The organism is Streptomyces novaecaesareae, assembly GCF_000716875.1.
In the GTDB taxonomy this organism is placed as follows: Bacteria; Actinomycetota; Actinomycetes; order Streptomycetales; family Streptomycetaceae; genus Kitasatospora; species Kitasatospora novaecaesareae.
Genome location: NZ_JNWQ01000012.1, coordinates 54,340 through 70,561, shown reverse-complemented (window position 1 = coordinate 70,561; position 16,222 = coordinate 54,340). Strand labels below are relative to the sequence as shown.

Here is a 16,222-nt window from a genome sequence, read left to right as displayed (position 1 = left end):
TGGTGTCTACCGGGGCCGGACGCGTGCCGGGCATACGCTGTCCGTCGAGTCAGGAGAGCCGACTTCGACCGACAGTTAGGACCACCGTGCGCCGCACCGCCGGTTTGCTTCTCACCCTGCCGCTGCTGTTGGCGGTCGCCTGCGGCAGTTCGCCCAAGGCGGCCGGTCCGGCGACGCCGTCCACCGCGAGCGCCGCACCGACGGTGCCCGCGCCGGTCGGGGAGGCGTCGCCGATGCCCACCCTCTCGGGCGGCGGGTTCGGCAGCAAGGCCACCATCACCATCCCCGAGGGCCAGCAGCCCAGCGGTCAGTTCGTGGTGAACACGGTGAGCGAGGGCGAGCGCTCGACCGTCAACAAGGGCGACTGGGTGACGGTCAACTACACCGCGAAGGACTGGACCACCGGCAAGGACCTGCCCAGTTCGTACGACCCGAGCGGCAAGCCGCAGCTCTACCAGGCCGGCAGCGGGCAGCTGGTGCCCGCGCTGGACCAGAGCGTGATCGGGAAGAAGGTCGGCACCCGGCTGCTGGTGGTGGCCCCGCCGTCGGCGGCCTTCGGCGAGCAGGGCTCCGGCCAGCTGGGCGTCAACAAGGGCGACACCGTGGTGTTCGTGCTCGACATCGTGGAGAGCCTGCCGCAGGACTCCACGCTCACCGGGACCATGACCGAGCCGGCCGCGACGCTGCCGCAGGTCAAGGACAACGGCAAGGCGCCGGTGACGATCACCATCCCGGCCGGGCAGGCCGCGCCCACCGACCTCCAGCAGGCGGTGCTGATCAAGGGCGAGGGCAAGCAGGTCAAGAGCGGGCAGACGCTGGTGGTGCAGTACACCGGGGTGCTGTGGAGCAACGGCCAGCAGTTCGACGCCTCCTGGGCGCACGGCGGCGCGCAGGCGGTGCAGATCGGCACCGGCAGCGTGATCGAGGGCTGGGACAAGGGCCTGGTCGGGCAGAACGTCGGCAGCCGGGTCCTGCTGGTGGTGCCGCCCGCGCTCGGGTACCAGGACAAGGCCCAGGGCGCCGTTCCGGCGAATTCCACGCTGGTCTTCGTGATCGACATTCTGGAAGCGGTCTAGGAAGTCACCCGGGGGATTCCGTACGCTTGGGCGGACGCTCGTACAACGAAGCGTCCGCCCTCATCCTGAGCTGTCATACTGCCCACGCGCTGTGGCAGGCGCCGTCCGGCGTCAAGGTACGGGCGGGCGGTGCGACGGCAGGCCGGCGCTCAGCACGCCGGGCGCAGACCTGGAAGACCTGTGGCGAGATGGATGGGGAGTCATGACTGAGAAGACGCCGAGCCCGGGCGGGGCCGGCACCGCGGCGAACGACAGCCCTGCGGGTGACCCGGCCGCCTCCCGTCCCGGCGGCCCGCTTCCGGGGGACGGCGAGTCGATCGTCGTTCCTCCGTCGATCCTGAAGCAGCAGGCCGGCTGGGCCCAGCCCGGTGACGCGCCGCGTGCCGCGGGCGGGACGAAGACCGACGACGCTCCGCAGATCTTCGCCTCCAACGTGCGCAAGAGCGACACCTCCGAGGCCGGGTACGACGAGAACCCGCCGGGCGTCGGCAGGCTCGGTGTGATCCTCGGCACGGTGCTGGCCGTGCTGCTGGCGGGCAGTGCCGTGACGCTCTACATGGTGAACAAGGACGGTTCCAAGGACGACGCGGCGGCGGCCAAGCCGGACGCGGCCAAGACCGCGCCGCCCACGCCGACCGCCGACCCGGTGCCGCCGATCAAGGACAGCGCCAAGGTGCTGCCGACCGTCGCCGGTGACTTCGGCAAGAAGGCCGACATCCAGGTGCCGGGCGACAAGTCCGACGGCTCCTTCGTGGTGAAGGTGCTCTCCGAGGGCACCGGCCCCAAGGTGGACAAGAACTCCTGGACCTCGGTGGACTACACCGCCAAGGACTGGAACACCGGCAAGGACATCCCGAGCTCGTACGACGCCAACGGCAAGCCGCAGATCTTCCAGGCCGGCACGGACTCGCTGATCCCGGCGCTGGACCAGGCCGTGCTCGGGAAGAAGGCCGGCAGCCGGGTGCTGGTGGTGGCCCCGCCGGCCGCCGCGTTCGGCGCCCAGGGCAAGGCCGACATGTCGATCGGGCCCAAGGACGACCTGATCTTCGTGATCGACATCCGCAACGCCAACGCGCCGGACTCGGTCGTCAGCGGCACGGTCACCCCGCCGCCGGCGGACTTCCCGCAGGTCAAGGACAACGGCAAGAAGCCGGCCGAGATCACCCCGGTGGCCGGCGCCAAGGACCCGACCGAGCTGAAGTCGCACGTCCTGATCAAGGGCACCGGGCCGAAGGTGGAGAAGGGCGAGAAGGTCGTCGTCCAGTACACCGGCGCGCTGTTCAAGGACGGCAAGGTCTTCGACTCCTCGCTCAGCAAGGGCCAGGCGTTCTCCTTCCCGGTCGGCGGCGGCCAGGTCATCCAGGGTTGGGACCAGGGCCTGGAGGGCCAGACGGTCGGCAGCCGGGTCGAGCTGGTGATCCCGGCCGCGCTGGGATACGGCGACAAGGGCCAGGGCGACATCCCGCCCGGCGCGACGCTGGTCTTCGTGGTGGACATCCTGGACGCCGGTCAGGGCTGATCCACTTTCGGGTGACAATGGTGTGCGTGTGACCTTCGGGTCCGGCCGCGTGGCCGGACCCGGACGGGCGGCGGGCGCCCGTACGGTGGTCTTCCCACACTGGGTGGACCGGGTGCGGGGCGTCCGCCGCTTGGTCGTGTAAGCAACGCGAAATGTGAGAAGAGGGACTGTGAGCGTCAACCTCAACGAGAAGCCCGAGATCGACTTCCCGATCGGCGACGCCCCGACGGAGCTGCAGATCCGCGACATCGTCGTGGGCGACGGCGCGGAGGCCAAGAAGGGCCAGAACGTCAGCGTCCGCTACGTCGGTGTGACCTTCGAGACCGGCGAGGAGTTCGACGCGAGCTGGAACCGGAGCCCCAACGAGTTCCGCTTCCCGCTGGGTGGCGGCCGCGTCATCAAGGGTTGGGACCAGGGCGTCGTCGGCATGAAGGTCGGCGGCCGTCGCGAGCTGACCATCCCGGCGCGCCTGGCGTACGGCGACCAGTCGCCGACCCCGGCCATCCCGAAGGGCTCGACCCTGATCTTCGTGGTCGACCTGCTGGCTGTCTGAGCCTGCTCGCGCCGTGGGCCGGACCCCTCCGGGGGCCCGGCCCACGGGCGTGTCCGGGCCCGGAGGGCACGACCGGAGGACCGGGCGTGGGACGCGGCTTTTGCAGTGCGTACCGCTACCGGTACGGTCGGTCCCGCCGGGTCGAGATCGCCCGGTTGGCGCACCCCGCGCACGGCGCGGCACACCGGAAGGGTCAGCGATGGCGATCGCCAAGGCAGAGCGGCTGATGAATCTCGCCCTGTGCCTGATGAACACCAGACGTCCGCTCTCCAAGAAGGAGCTGCGGGAATCCATCGAGGCGTACCGCGAGGCCTGGCAGAGCAGCAGCGAGGACGCCTTCAACCGGATGTTCGAGCGGGACAAGGACGACCTGCGCGAACTCGGACTGGTGATCGACGTCGACGAGAGCACCCTGGACGGCGAGCTGGGCTACCTGGCCCGCGCCGACCGCAACCGGCTGCCCGAGATCGCGCTGGACGCCGAGGAGGCGGCCGCGCTGACCCTGGCGGCCCGGGTCTGGCAGCAGGCCAAGATGTCCGGCGCGGCCAGCGGCGCGCTGCAGAAGCTGCGCGCGGCCGGGGTGCCGTTCGCCGAGGCCGAGGGCCGCACCGCCCTGGAGCCGCGCATCCCCGCCCGGGAGGCCGCGTTCGAGCCGCTGCTCACCGCCGCCCGGGACCGCCGCCCGGTCACCTTCGAGTACCGCAAGGCCGGCGCCGCCGCCGTCGAGCAGCGCAGCGTCGAGCCGTGGGCACTGGAGTGCTGGCGCGGGCACTGGTACCTGGCCGGGTACGACCGCGACCGCGGCGACGCCCGGGTGTTCCGGCTCAGCCGGATCACCGGCAAGGTGCGGGCGAAGAACGGGGCCTTCCTCGGCACCGTGCCCGAGCACGTGGACGTCCGGGCCACCGTGGCGAAGTTCGCCGGCGAGGGCGCCACCGCCACCGCCACCGTGCGGGTCCGGCGGGGCGCGGGCTTCCCGCTGCGGACGAAGGCGCTGGCCAGCACCCGGGTCGACGAGGTCTGGGACGAGCTGGAGATCCCGTACGGCAACGGACTGGGCGCCGACCTCGCGGAGTTCGGGCCGGACGTGCTGGTGCTCGGGCCGGAGGAGCTGCGGGCGGATGTGGTCGACCGGCTGCGGGCGGTCGCGGGGCTGGACTCGGAGGACGTTCGGGCATGAGTAACGCAATCGACCAGACGCGACGGATGCTGTCGCTGGTCACCTACCTGCGCGAGCGGCCCGGGGCCGAGGTCGCCGAGGTGGCCCGGGCCTTCGGGATCAGCGAGCGCGAGCTGATCGGGGACCTCAACGTGCTGCCGATGTGCGGCACCAGCTTCCGCGGCGGCGACCTGCTCGACATCGACACCGACGGCGAGCGGATCTGGTGGCACAACGTCGACGACGTCGCCCAGCCGCTGCGGCTGGCCGCGGACGAGGCGACCGCGCTGCTGGTGGCCGCCCGCGCGGTGGCCGGGCTGCCCGGGCTGCGGGCCGGGGACCGCGAGGCGCTCACCCGGGCCGTCGCCAAGATCGAGAATGCGGCGGGGGAGAGCGCCGAGGGCAGCGCCCGGGTCGGCGTGACCTTCGAGGCGGAGAGCCACGTCTTCGCCGACATCGACCGCGCGCTCAGCGAGGGCCGCCGGCTCTGGCTGCGCTACTACTCGCACGGGCGCGGCGGGATGACCGAGCGCGAGGTCGACCCGATCCGGCTGCTCACCGAGGGCCACACCTACCTCGAAGCCTGGTGCCGCACCTCCGAGGACCACCGGATGTTCCGGCTCGACCGGGTCGCCGAGATCCGCGTCCTGGACGTCCCCGCCGACCCGCCGCGGCGCGAGCCGCGCGACCTCAGCGGCGGGCTGGTCAACCCGGCCGCCGACGACCCCGAGGTGGTCATCGAGGTCACCTCCGCCGGACGCTGGGTGGCCGAGTACTACACCCACGACCGGGCCGAGGAACTGCCCGACGGCGGGCTGCGGATCACCCTGCGCAGCGCCGACCCCTCCCAGCTGCGCCCGCTGGCGCTGCGACTGGGCCGGGACGGCCGGATCGTCTCGCCGCCCGAGCCGGCCGAGCAGGCACGCTCGGCCGCGCGCGAGGCGCTGGCGGCCTACGGGGAGGGGCAGGTCTGAGCGGTGGAACCCGGGACCAGATTCAAGGTGTACTGCTCGGAGTGCCGGGAGAAGGTGGAGCTCCCGGCCGAGGAGTTCCGGCTGACCCTGGGGCGCACCCCGGCCCAGGCGCACTACAGCTTCGGCTGCCCGCGGTGCGGGGCGGCGGTGCGCAAGCCGGCCGGGGAGAAGATCGTCGAGGCGCTCACCGGGGCCGGGGTCCGCACCATGCGGCTCGTCCCGGCCGAGGGGTAGGGCCCGTATAGGCTGGGGCGCATGTCCTGGATGCTCGTCGCCGCCGTCCTGCTCGCCACCGCGGGCCTGCTGGTCCTGGGGGTCCTCGCGATCCGGCTCTGGCAGGACGTGCGGGCGCTCGCCAAGGGCGTGGACACGGCCTCGCGGGCGCTGGCCGCGGCGGCCGAGGAGCTGGCGGACGCGGTGCCGAGCCGGGCCTAGGGAGCCTCGTCGGCTTTCCGCTGCGACAGCACGGTCGGCCGGTCGGTGGTACCGGGGCTGCTGCGCGCGGGTGAGGGCGGGTTACGCTCTCAGTCGGCTCCCGAACCGTGAACCGTGAACCGTGGACCGGGAGCCGCCGTCCTGTTCGGGCGGCCGTCGTCGTGGCGTCATCCGCAGCGGTTACCATCCGCAGCGGACGGCCCGACGGGCCGCCATGACTGAAGGTGGTCGCCCATGCGCATCTCGATGACCGCGATCGTCGTGATCGTGGTACTCGCCATCGTGCTGTTCGGAGCCAAGCGGCTGCCGGACGTGGCGCGTTCGCTGGGACAGTCGCTGCGGATCCTGAAGAGCGAGGCCAAGGCGATGCGTTCGGACGGGGAGCCGGAGGAAGCGGCGCCACCCGCGGGCAGGACCATCCAGAACGCTCCGGGGGCCTCGGGCACGGCCCGTCCGGTGACCGAGCCCGCCGCGGGACCGTCCGCGGCCGACGGCGAACGCCCGCACTGAGCGCGGCGCAGTGACGTACGTACCGCGCGCACTGCACGCGATGCACGTACCGCGCGCGGCGCACGCGGCGCACGCGACCACGGAGGCCCGTCGACCGGCGGGCCTCGACGCACGAGTTGAGGACCGGGGTTGAGCAAGCTCTCCAAGGCGTCGAAGGCGTCAAAGGACCCTGAGGGGCGGATGGCCCTCGCCGACCACCTGCGGGAACTGCGCAACCGCGTGGTGAAGTCGGTCCTGGCGATCGTGTTGTTCGCGGTCATCGCGGCGATCTACCACAAGCAGATCGAGCACTTCCTGCTCCAGCCGTTGCCCCAGTGCAACACCAAGGTGGACGCGGACCAGTACCACGGGCGCTGCGCCCAGGTGTCCAACATCGGTCTCACCGCGGGCTTCAACTGGATGCTGAAGGTCGCGCTGACGGCGGGTGTGGTCGCGGCCGTCCCGGTCTGGCTGTACCAGGTGTGGGCCTTCGTGGCGCCCGGTCTGCACCGGCACGAGAAGAAGTACGCGGTCCTCTTCATGGTCTGCGGCGCCCCGCTGTTCCTGGCGGGTGTGGGCTGCGCGATCATGGTGATGCCGACCATGGTCGAGATGCTGATCTCGTTCACCCCGACCGACACGGTGCCGATCCTGCCGCCCGAGGACTACTTCGACATCGCCACCCGGATGGTGCTGGTGTTCGGTCTGGCCTTCGAGTTCCCGCTGCTGCTGGTGATGCTCAACCTGGTCGGCATCGTGACCGGCAAGCGGCTGCTCAGCTGGTGGCGCGGGATGGTCATGGCCATCACCGTGTTCGCCGCGTTCGCCACCCCGGGCGCCGACCCGGTCAGCATGCTGCTGCTGTCGGCGCCGATCTGGGCGCTGTACTTCATCGCGGTGGCGATCGCGATCTTCAACGACAAGCGGAAGGCGCGCCGCAACCCGGACGCCGGGCTGGACGACGAGGAGGCCTCGCACCTGGACCTGTCCGTGCAGCCGGTGGCCGGTGCGGAGAGCGTCCAGGCGTCGGCGGCCCCGACGGCGAGCAGCGCCCCGGTGCCGGCCGCCCGCCACGAGCAGATGGACGACATCACCTGAGCCGGTGAGCCGGTGAACCGTCGTGGGCCCCGGCCCGTCGCCTCCGAGCGGCGGGCCGGGGCTTTTCGCTGGTCGGGGGCTCTGCCGGGTTTCGGCGGGTGGTCTTGGCAGGGTGGATGGCATGTGACATATTACTGGCGTGCTGAAGACCGAGAGACCTCCCCTGGACCTCGTCGTGGTCGGCGCCGGTGTGGTCGGCGCCGCCTGCGCCTACTACGCCGCCCGCGCCGGGCTCGCCGTCGCCGTGGTGGACCGCGGGCCGGTGGCCGGCGGCACCACCGGCGCCGGCGAGGGCAACCTGCTGGTCTCCGACAAGGAGCCCGGCCCCGAACTCGACCTCGCACTGCTCAGCACCCGGCTCTGGCGCGAGCTCGCCGAGGACCTCGGCGGGGACCTCGGCGCGGCCGTCGAGTACGAGCCCAAGGGCGGCGTGGTGGTCGCCTCCACCGCCGCCGGGCAGGAGGCGCTGCGGGCCTTCGCCGCCGGCCAGCGCGCCGTCGGGGTGGTCGCCGAGGAGGTCCCCGGCGAGCGGCTGCGCGAACTGGAGCCGCACCTCGCCCCCGGCCTGGCCGGCGGCTTCCACTACCCCCAGGACGCCCAGGTCCAGCCTGCCCTCGCCGCCGCCCACCTGCTGCGCGCGGCCCGCCGGATGGGCGCCGAGCTGATCACCGGGGAGACCGTGACCGCGGTGGACCGCGGGCCGGACGGCGCCGTCCGCGGTGTGCGGACCGACCGCCGCAGGCTGGCCGCACCCGCCGTGGTGAACGCGGCCGGCACCTGGGGCGGCGAGCTGGCCGCGCTGGCCGGGGTGCACCTGCCGGTGATGCCCCGGCGCGGCTTCGTGCTGGTCACCGAACCGCTGCCGCGGGTCGTCCGGCACAAGGTCTACGCCGCCGACTACGTGGCCAACGTGGCCAGCGGCTCGGCCGGGCTGGAGACCTCCGCCGTGATCGAGGGCACCCCGGGCGGGCCGGTGCTGATCGGCGCCAGCCGGGAGCGGGTCGGCTTCGACCGCACGCTCTCCCAGGAGGTGCTGCGCCGGCTCGCCGTCCAGGCCGCGGAGCTCTTCCCGGTGCTCGCCGAGGTCGCCGTGATGCGCGTCTACCGGGGCTTCCGCCCGTACCTGCCGGACCACCTGCCGGCGATCGGCGCGGACCCCCGGGTGGCCGGCCTCTACCACGCCTGCGGGCACGAGGGGGCCGGCATCGGGCTGGCCCCGGCGACCGGACTGCTGATCAGCGAGCAGCTCACCGGCAAGCAGCCGGAGCAGGACCTCACGCCGTTCCGCGCGGACCGGTTCCCGGCCGGGTGAGCCGCCGCCTGCCGTTCCGTACGAGACGCCGTTCCGCATGAGATTCCGTCCTGGATTGGAGAAGCCGCCGATGCGCCGCCGCACCCCCGCCGGGCTGGTCGAGGCCGAGCCCGGGCCCGCCCACCACATCGAGTTCGACGGGCGGGCCGTCCCCGCGCTGCCCGGGCAGTCCATCGCCGCCGCGCTCTGGGCCGACGGCGTGCTCGCCTGGCGCACCACCCGGGTCGGCGGGAAGCCGCGCGGGGCGTTCTGCGGGATCGGCGCCTGCTTCGACTGCCTGGCCGTCGTGGACGGCCGCCCCAACCAGCGCACCTGCCTGCTGCCCGCCGAGCCCGGGACCACCGTCACCACCCAGGAGGGCCACGGCCGTGCCGACCTCGCCGTCTGAAGCCCACGACTCCTCGGCGTTCGACCTCGCGGTGGTCGGGGCCGGCCCGGCCGGGCTCGCCGCCGCCGTCACCGCCGCCGACCTGGGGCTGCGCTGCGTCCTGCTGGACGGCGGGCCGAGCACCGGCGGTCAGTACTACCGCCACCCGGCGCCCGGCCTCGGCGCGGCCCGCCCGGACCGGCTGCACCACCACTGGTCCGCCTATACCGGCCTGGCCGAGCGGCTCGCCGCCCACGAAGGGGCCGGGCGGGCCGCCTTCCGCGGCGGGCACCAGGTCTGGGCGCTGGAGCGCACCGGAGACGGCTTCGCGGTGCACGTCACGCGCGGGCCGGAGAGCACCGACCGGGCCACCGTCCGGGCCCGGTCGGTGCTGCTCGCCACCGGCGCGTACGAGCGGCAGCTGCCGTTCCCCGGCTGGACCCTGCCCGGGGTGGTCACCGCGGGCGGCGCGCAGGCGATGCTCAAGGCCGGGCTGGTGCTGCCGGGGCGGCGGATCGTGGTCGCCGGGAGCGGGCCGCTGCTGCTCGCGGCGGCGTCCTCGCTGGTCACCGCCGGGGCCGAGGTGCCCGCGGTGGTCGAGGCCACCGCCTACCTCGGGTACGCGCGGCGCCCGGGCGTGCTGGCGAGCGTCCCCGGCAAGCTCGTCGAGGGCGCCGGGCACGGCGGCGCGCTGCTGCGGCACGGCGTACGGCTGCGCCCGCGCAGCGCCGTGGTCGAGGCGCACGGGACGGACCGGGTCACCGGCGTCACGGTGGCCCGGCTGGACGCCGACTGGCGGCCGGTGCCCGGCACCGAGCGGCGGATCGACTGCGACGCGCTCGCCGTCGGCCACGGCCTGCTGCCGCAGATCGACCTGGCCACCGAGCTGGGGGCGCGGACCCGCACCGGGCCCGACGGCGCGGTCGCGCTGGAGGTCGACGCCCGGCTGCGCACCAGCGTCCCCGGCCTCTGGTCGGCGGGGGAGACCAACGGCGTCGGCGGCGCGGACCTCGCGCTCGCCGAGGGCGAGCTGGCCGCGCACGCGGTGGCCGGGGCGCTGCCGACGGCCCCGCTGCTGCGCCGCCGGGCCCGGCTGCGGGCCTTCGCCGAGCTGATGGCCGCCGCGCACCGGCCCGGGCCCGGCTGGACCGGGTGGCTGCGCCCGGACACCGACGTCTGCCGGTGCGAGGAGGTGCCGGTCTCGGCGGTCCGCGAGGCCGTGGACGAGCTGGGCGCGGGCGATCCGCGTACCGTCAAGCTGCTCACCCGGGCCGGGATGGGCTGGTGCCAGGGGCGGATGTGCGGTCCGGCCGTGGCCTGTCTGGCCGGCTCGGTTGTGGCGTCGGGGCCGGACCGGCGGCCGCTGGGCTGCCCGGTGCCGCTCTCGCAGCTGGCGGCGGGGCCGTCCGCGGAGTTCGACGACCGGCCCTAGCCGGCCTGTCGTCGAAGGATCGGCCGGGGACCTTGTCTCCGGCCTGTCCACTCTTATAAAATGTCACACCTCACCAAGGAGTTTCACGTGTCCATCACCCAGCACGACACCTCCCGTCCCTGGCGCGGGATCATGGTCGCCACCACGATCCCGCTGCGCCCGGACCACTCCGTCGACTACGACGCCTACGCCGAGCACGTCCGGTGGCTGATCGACTCCGGCTGCGAGGGCGTCGTCCCCAACGGCTCGCTGGGCGAGTACCAGACCCTCACCGCCGAGGAGCGCACCCGGGTCGTCGAGGTGGCGATCGAGGCGGCCGGCGACGGCTCCCGGGTCATGCCCGGCGTCGCCGCGTACGGCAGCGCCGAATCCCGCCGCTGGGCCGAGCAGGCGGCCGAGGCCGGCGCCGGCTCCGTCCTGCTGCTGCCGCCGAACGCCTACCGGGCCGACCACGCCTCGGTGCTGGCGCACTACGCCGAGGTCGCCAAGGCGGGCCTGCCGATCGTCGCGTACAACAACCCGATCGACACCAAGGTGGACCTCGTCCCGGCGCTGCTCGCCCAGCTGCACGCCGAGGGCTCGATCGTCGCGGTCAAGGAGTTCAGCGGCGACGTCCGCCGAGCGTACGAGATCGCCGAGCTGGCCCCCGGGCTGGACCTGCTGATCGGCGCCGACGACGTGCTGCTGGAGCTGGCGCTGGCGGGCGCGGTCGGCTGGATCGCCGGCTACCCGAACGCGCTGCCCGAGGCCTCGGTGGCGCTCTACGACGCCGCGGTCAAGCACGACCTGGAGACCGCGCTGCCGCTGTACAAGTCGCTGCACTCGCTGCTGCGCTGGGACTCCAAGACCGAGTTCGTCCAGGCCATCAAGCTCTCCATGGACATCGCCGGGCGCCCCGGCGGGCCGGTCCGGGCGCCGCGCCAGCCGCTCACCCCGGAGGTCGAGGCGGCCGTGCGTGCCGCCACCGAGAAGGCGCTGGCCGAGGGCCTCGCCTGAGGCTGCCCCTCCGTCCGGCACCCCGGACTTCCCGGCCGGCTGCGGGGGCAGCCGGCCAGGCACCATCAACCACCAGAACCTGTACGGGAGTTGTGACCCATGCGAAGCCGTCACGTGTTCCACGCCGTCGACTCGCACACCGAGGGCATGCCGACCCGGGTGATCACCGGCGGCTTCGGCATCATCCCCGGGGCCACCATGGCCGAGCGCCGGGTGCACTTCCAGCAGCACCTGGACCACTTCCGCACCCTGCTGATGTACGAGCCGCGCGGCCACGCGGCGATGAGCGGCGCCATCCTGCAGCCGCCGACCCGGCCGGACGCCGACTTCGGGGTGCTCTACATCGAGGTCTCCGGGCTGCTGCCGATGTGCGGGCACGGCACCATCGGCGTCGCCACCGTGCTGGTCGAGACCGGGATGGTGCCGGTGGTCGAGCCGGTCACCACCGTACGGCTGGACACCCCGGCCGGGCTGGTGGTCGCCGAGGTGCAGGTCGAGGACGGCGCCGCCAAGGCGGTGACCATCCACAACGTGCCGTCCTACTCGGTCGCGCTGGACCGCAAGATCGAGGTGCCCGGCCACGGCACCGTGAGCTACGACCTCGCGTACGGCGGCAACTTCTACGCCATCCTGCCGCTCGCCCAGTTCGGGCTGCCCTTCGAGCGCGAGCGCAAGCAGGAGATCCTGGACGCGGGCCTGGCCCTGATGGACGCGATCAACGCGGGCCCCGACCGGCCGGTGCACCCGGAGAACCCGTCCATCCACAGCTGCCACCACGTCCAGCTGCTGGCGCCCGGCTCCACCGCCGAGCACTCCCGGCACGCCATGGCCATCCACCCCGGCTGGTTCGACCGCTCGCCCTGCGGCACCGGCACCTCCGCGCGGATGGCCCAGCTGCACGCGCGCGGCGAGCTGCCGCTCGGACGGGACTTCCGCAACGACTCCTTCATCGGCACGACCTTCGTCGGACGGCTGGTCGAGGAGACCGAGGTCGCCGGGCGGCCGGCCGTGGTGCCCACCGTCACCGGGCGGGCCTGGGTCACCGGCACCGCCCAGTACTTCCTCGACCCGAGCGACCCGTTCCCGGCGGGCTTCCTGCTGTGAGCCCTGCTGCGGGCAGCACCCCGCCCGGGTTTCTGCTGCAAGCGGCGACCGTTCCGCCCCTGCCTTCTGAACCACCTTTGAAGGGCTGGTAGTTGTGACCATCACCTCGTACAACCCCGCCGACCCCACCGACCTCGTGCTCGCCGTCGAGGAGCCCGGCGCCGAGGCCGTGCGGGCCGCCGTCGGGCGGGCCCGGGCGGCGCAGACCGGCTGGCTCGCCGCCGGGGCCGGCGCCCGGTCGGCGGCGCTCGGCCGGATCGCGGACGCCGTCGAGGCGCACGCGGACGAGCTGGCCGCGCTGATCGTGCGCGAGGTCGGCAAGCCGCTCGCCGAGGCGCGGGGCGAGGTCGCCCGGACGGCGGCGATCTGGCGCTACTACGCGCAGGCGCCGTACACGCCGTCCGGGGCGGTGCACGAGACCGCCGCCGGGCCCGGACTGCTGCTCACCCGGCGCCGCCCGTACGGGGTGGCCGGGCTGATCGCGCCCTGGAACTTCCCGCTGGCGATCCCCAGTTGGAAGGCCGCGCCGGCCCTGGCGGTGGGCAACACGGCCGTCCTCAAGCCGGCGCCCGAGGCGACGGCGTGCGCGCTGCGGCTGGCGGAGCTGGCCCGTGCGGCCGGGCTGCCGGAGGACGTGTTCACCGTGCTGCCGGGCGGCGCGGAGGAGGGCGCCGCGCTGGTCGAGACGGCGGACGTGGTCTCCTTCACCGGCTCGACCGGCGTCGGCCGGGCCGTGGTGCGCGCGGCGACCGGGCGCGGGGTGCCGGTGCAGGCCGAACTCGGCGGCCTGAACGCCGCGTTGGTGCTCCCGGACGCCGACCTGGGGTTGGCCGCCGCACACATCGCCGCCGCCATCGCCGGGTACGCCGGGCAGAAGTGCACCGCCACCAGCCGGGTGATCGCGGTCGGCGCCGCGTACGATCCGCTGCGCGAGGCCCTGGTCGAGGCGCTCGCGGCGGTGGACGACTCGGTGTGCGGCCCGGTGGTCAACTCCGGTGCCCGGGACCGGCTGACGCTCGCCGTCGGCTCGGCCGTGGAAGCCGGCGCGACGGTGCTCACCGGCGGCGGCGTGCCCGAGCGGGCCGGCTGGTACGTCGAGCCGACCCTGCTCGCCGACGTACCGGCCGAACACCCGCTGGCACGCGAGGAGTTCTTCGGCCCGATCGCCGTCCTGCACGCCGCGGCCGACCTGGACGAGGCGATCGCGCTCGCCAACGACACCCCGCACAGCCTCGCCACCTCGGTGCACACCCGCAGCCTGGACGTGGCACTGGCCGCCGCCGACCGGCTGGACGCGGGCATGATCCGGGTCAACGCCCCGTCCAGCGGCGTCGACTTCCACCTGCCCTTCGGCGGAGCCAAGGGCGCGAGCCACGGCGACCGCGAACAGGGCCAGGCGGCACTGGACTTCTACACCGTCAGCCGGACCGTCAGCGTGCTGCCGGGCGGAGGCGCACTCTGATGTACGTGCGGACGGTCGACTACCACACGGCCGGCGAGCCGTTCCGGATCGTCCTCGACGGCGCGCCCCCGATCCCCGGCGACACCGTCGCCGAGCGGCGGGCCATCGCGCTCGGCGCCGGGGGCAGCGCCACCGCGCCCCGGCCGAGCGCGCTCGACCGGATCCGGCAGCTGCTCACCCGGGAACCGCGCGGACACGCCGGGATGTACGGCGGGTTCCTGGTGCCGCCGGACGACGACGAGGCGCACCTCGGCGTGCTGTTCTGGCACAAGGACGGCTACTCGACGGCCTGCGGGCACGGCACCATCGCGCTCGGCGCCTGGGCGGTGGAGTCCGGCCTGGTGGCGGCCCCCGAGGACGGCGTGGCGCGGGTACGGATCGACGTGCCCTCCGGCCGGGTCACCGCGCTGGTGCACCGGGCCGGCGGACGCACCACCGGGGTGACCTTCCGCAACGTGCCCACCCGGGTCAGCGCGCTGAAGCTGCCGGTGCGGACCTCGCGCGGGACGGTCGAGGTCGCGGTCGCGCACTCCGGCGCCTGCTACGCCTCCGTGCCGGCCGCCGCGCTGGGGCTGGCCGTGGAACCGGCCCAGCTGCCCGAACTCACCGCGGTGGGGCGGGAGATCAGGGCGGCACTGGTCGGCGCGGAGGCGGTGGCGCACCCGACGGACGCCCGGCTGTCGGGGGTGTACGGGGTGATCCTCCACGACGAACTGCCCCCGGTGGACGGGGTGGTGAACCAGCGGAACGTCACCGTGTTCGCGGACGGGCAGATCGACCGCTCGCCCTGCGGCTCCGGCACCTCCGCCCGGCTCGCGGTGCTCGCCGCCGAGGGCCGGCTGGCCCCGGGGGAGACGCTGCGGCACGAGTCCGTCATCGGGACGGTCTTCACCGGGCAGGTGCTCGCCGGCGGCGACCCGCTGGGGGCGGGCGTCGTCACCGAGGTCGGCGGGACGGCCTTCCGCACCGGGGAGCACGGGTTCGTGCTGGCGCCGGGGGACGAGCTGGGGACGGGGTTCCTGCTGTGAGCCCGGCCGGGTCGAGCGCGACTGCATCGGGTTCGGTCGCGTCGGGTCCGGCCGGGTCGGGTCCGGCAGATTCGAGCCCGGCCGTGTCGAGCTCGGCCGCGTCGAGCCCGGCCGCGTCGAGCCCGGCCGCGTCGAGCCCGGCCGCGTCGAGCTCGGCGGATTCGAGTCCAACTGCACTGCCCGGTACGGCGGTTGAGCCGCTCCAGTACGCCGTGCCGGGCACCGGCGGGGTCGGGCCCGCCGGGGCGGTGGGGGCGATCGAGCGGGTGCTGCTGAACGGGTTCGACCCGGAGGCGGCACCCGCCCGGTCGGCCGTGCCGGTGCCCGCCGGTGAGCTGCTGCTGATGCCGGCCGCCGCCGGGCCGTACGCGGGCGTGAAGATCGCCGGGGTCGCGCCCGCCAACCCGGAGCGCGGCCTGCCCCGGATCACCGGCAGCTACCTGCTGCTGGACGGGCCCACCCTGCAACCGCTCGCGCTGCTGGACGGCGCCGCGCTCACCGCGTTGCGCACGCCCGCCGTCACCGCGGCGGCGCTGCGGCGGCTGGCGGCGCCGGAGGCGCGGCACCTGGTGCTGTTCGGCTCCGGGCCGCAGGCCTACGGGCACCTGGACGCGCTGCTGGCCGTCCGGCCGCTGAGCCGGCTCACGGTGGTGGCGCGCCACGCCGGGCGGGCCGAGGCGCTCGCGGCGTACGGCCAGGGACTCGGCCTGGCGGCCGCCGTCGGCGGGCCGGAAGCCGTCGCGGAGGCGGACCTGGTGGTGTGCTGCACCACCGCGCGCACCCCGCTGTTCGACGGCGCCCTGGTGCCCGCGCACGCGGCGGTGGCGGCGGTCGGCTCGCACGACCCGGACGCGCGGGAGGTGGACGGGACGCTGGTCGGGCGCGCCGAGCTGTACGTGGAGGCGCGGTCGGTCGCGGCCCGCGAGGCCGGGGACCTGCTGCTGGCGGGGGTGGCCGGGCGGCAGGTGTGGAACCTCGCCGAGCTGGTGCGCGGTGACGCGCTGGTGCCGGACGGGCGGCCGCGGTTCTTCAAGAGCGTCGGGATGGCCTGGGAGGACCTGGCGATCGCGGCGGAGGTGTACCGGCGGGCGTAGGCGCTCGCCGGCTCGGGCGCTCGCGCAATGCGGTGGTTCAGTGTGTTCGGGTGGCCGTCGCACAGTGCGATCCCGATGCCCGAGTCCGTTACTCCGGGCGCTGGTCGGGAGTTGTGAGGCTGGA

The 16,222-nt window shown here is 74.3% G+C and carries 17 protein-coding genes; all 17 read left to right on the top strand.

What is annotated here, in order from left to right:
- Positions 1-86: 86 nt before the first annotated feature.
- The 17 genes from OP86_RS06960 to OP86_RS06880 all read left to right on the top strand — a co-directional run bounded on the left by OP86_RS06960 (position 87) and on the right by OP86_RS06880 (position 16,098).
- A complete protein-coding gene (locus tag OP86_RS06960) occupies positions 87-1,076 on the top strand; it encodes an FKBP-type peptidyl-prolyl cis-trans isomerase (RefSeq protein ID WP_030055592.1) in 990 nt (329 codons plus the stop codon).
- Between the two features lie 202 nt (positions 1,077-1,278).
- On the top strand, positions 1,279-2,595 hold the full coding sequence (locus tag OP86_RS06955; protein WP_051829778.1) for an FKBP-type peptidyl-prolyl cis-trans isomerase: 1,317 nt from the start codon (positions 1,279-1,281) through the stop codon (positions 2,593-2,595).
- Positions 2,596-2,764: 169 nt separating this feature from the next.
- Positions 2,765-3,148 (top strand): FKBP-type peptidyl-prolyl cis-trans isomerase, encoded by a 384-nt coding sequence (locus tag OP86_RS06950; RefSeq protein WP_030055594.1) that lies wholly within the window; start codon positions 2,765-2,767, stop codon positions 3,146-3,148.
- 199 nt (positions 3,149-3,347) lie between these two features.
- Positions 3,348-4,328 carry a helix-turn-helix transcriptional regulator gene (locus tag OP86_RS06945; protein ID WP_030055595.1) on the top strand — a complete coding sequence of 327 codons (981 nt, stop codon included), beginning with the start codon at positions 3,348-3,350 and terminating at the stop codon, positions 4,326-4,328.
- Entirely contained in the window at positions 4,325-5,281 is a 957-nt protein-coding gene (locus tag OP86_RS06940) for a helix-turn-helix transcriptional regulator (RefSeq protein WP_030256269.1), read from the top strand. The genes OP86_RS06945 and OP86_RS06940 overlap by 4 nt, the downstream gene beginning before the upstream one ends.
- A 3-nt stretch (positions 5,282-5,284) precedes the next feature.
- On the top strand, positions 5,285-5,515 hold the full coding sequence (locus OP86_RS06935) for a hypothetical protein (protein ID WP_030055598.1): 231 nt from the start codon (positions 5,285-5,287) through the stop codon (positions 5,513-5,515).
- Between the two features lie 21 nt (positions 5,516-5,536).
- A complete protein-coding gene (locus OP86_RS06930) occupies positions 5,537-5,716 on the top strand; it encodes a hypothetical protein (RefSeq protein ID WP_030055599.1) in 180 nt (59 codons plus the stop codon).
- 234 nt (positions 5,717-5,950) lie between these two features.
- Positions 5,951-6,226 (top strand): Sec-independent protein translocase subunit TatA, encoded by a 276-nt coding sequence (gene tatA / locus OP86_RS06925; RefSeq protein WP_051829777.1) that lies wholly within the window; start codon positions 5,951-5,953, stop codon positions 6,224-6,226.
- Positions 6,227-6,406: 180 nt separating this feature from the next.
- On the top strand, positions 6,407-7,303 hold the full coding sequence (tatC, locus tag OP86_RS06920; protein WP_051829776.1) for a twin-arginine translocase subunit TatC: 897 nt from the start codon (positions 6,407-6,409) through the stop codon (positions 7,301-7,303).
- A gap of 139 nt (positions 7,304-7,442) precedes the next feature.
- Complete coding sequence (locus OP86_RS06915) at positions 7,443-8,615, top strand: NAD(P)/FAD-dependent oxidoreductase (RefSeq protein ID WP_234434855.1); 1,173 nt, start codon at positions 7,443-7,445, stop codon at positions 8,613-8,615.
- Between the two features lie 70 nt (positions 8,616-8,685).
- Positions 8,686-9,003 (top strand): (2Fe-2S)-binding protein, encoded by a 318-nt coding sequence (locus tag OP86_RS06910; RefSeq protein WP_030055602.1) that lies wholly within the window; start codon positions 8,686-8,688, stop codon positions 9,001-9,003.
- On the top strand, positions 8,984-10,414 hold the full coding sequence (locus tag OP86_RS06905; protein ID WP_030256263.1) for an FAD/NAD(P)-dependent oxidoreductase: 1,431 nt from the start codon (positions 8,984-8,986) through the stop codon (positions 10,412-10,414). The genes OP86_RS06910 and OP86_RS06905 overlap by 20 nt, the downstream gene beginning before the upstream one ends.
- Positions 10,415-10,546: 132 nt before the next feature.
- Entirely contained in the window at positions 10,547-11,410 is an 864-nt protein-coding gene (locus tag OP86_RS06900; RefSeq protein WP_418952589.1) for a dihydrodipicolinate synthase family protein, read from the top strand.
- Between the two features lie 99 nt (positions 11,411-11,509).
- Positions 11,510-12,514, top strand: coding sequence for a proline racemase family protein (locus tag OP86_RS06895; protein WP_030055604.1), 1,005 nt, complete (start codon positions 11,510-11,512; stop codon positions 12,512-12,514).
- Positions 12,515-12,608: 94 nt separating this feature from the next.
- Complete coding sequence (locus OP86_RS06890) at positions 12,609-13,976, top strand: aldehyde dehydrogenase family protein (RefSeq protein WP_078588544.1); 1,368 nt, start codon at positions 12,609-12,611, stop codon at positions 13,974-13,976.
- Positions 13,976-15,004: a proline racemase family protein gene (locus OP86_RS06885; protein ID WP_030055606.1), complete on the top strand. Its 1,029-nt coding sequence runs from the start codon at positions 13,976-13,978 to the stop codon at positions 15,002-15,004. Before OP86_RS06890 ends, OP86_RS06885 begins: the two co-directional genes overlap by 1 nt.
- Positions 15,005-15,216: 212 nt before the next feature.
- Positions 15,217-16,098, top strand: a complete 882-nt coding sequence (locus OP86_RS06880) for an ornithine cyclodeaminase family protein (protein WP_030256259.1) — start codon at positions 15,217-15,219, stop codon at positions 16,096-16,098.
- Positions 16,099-16,222: the final 124 nt, after the last annotated feature.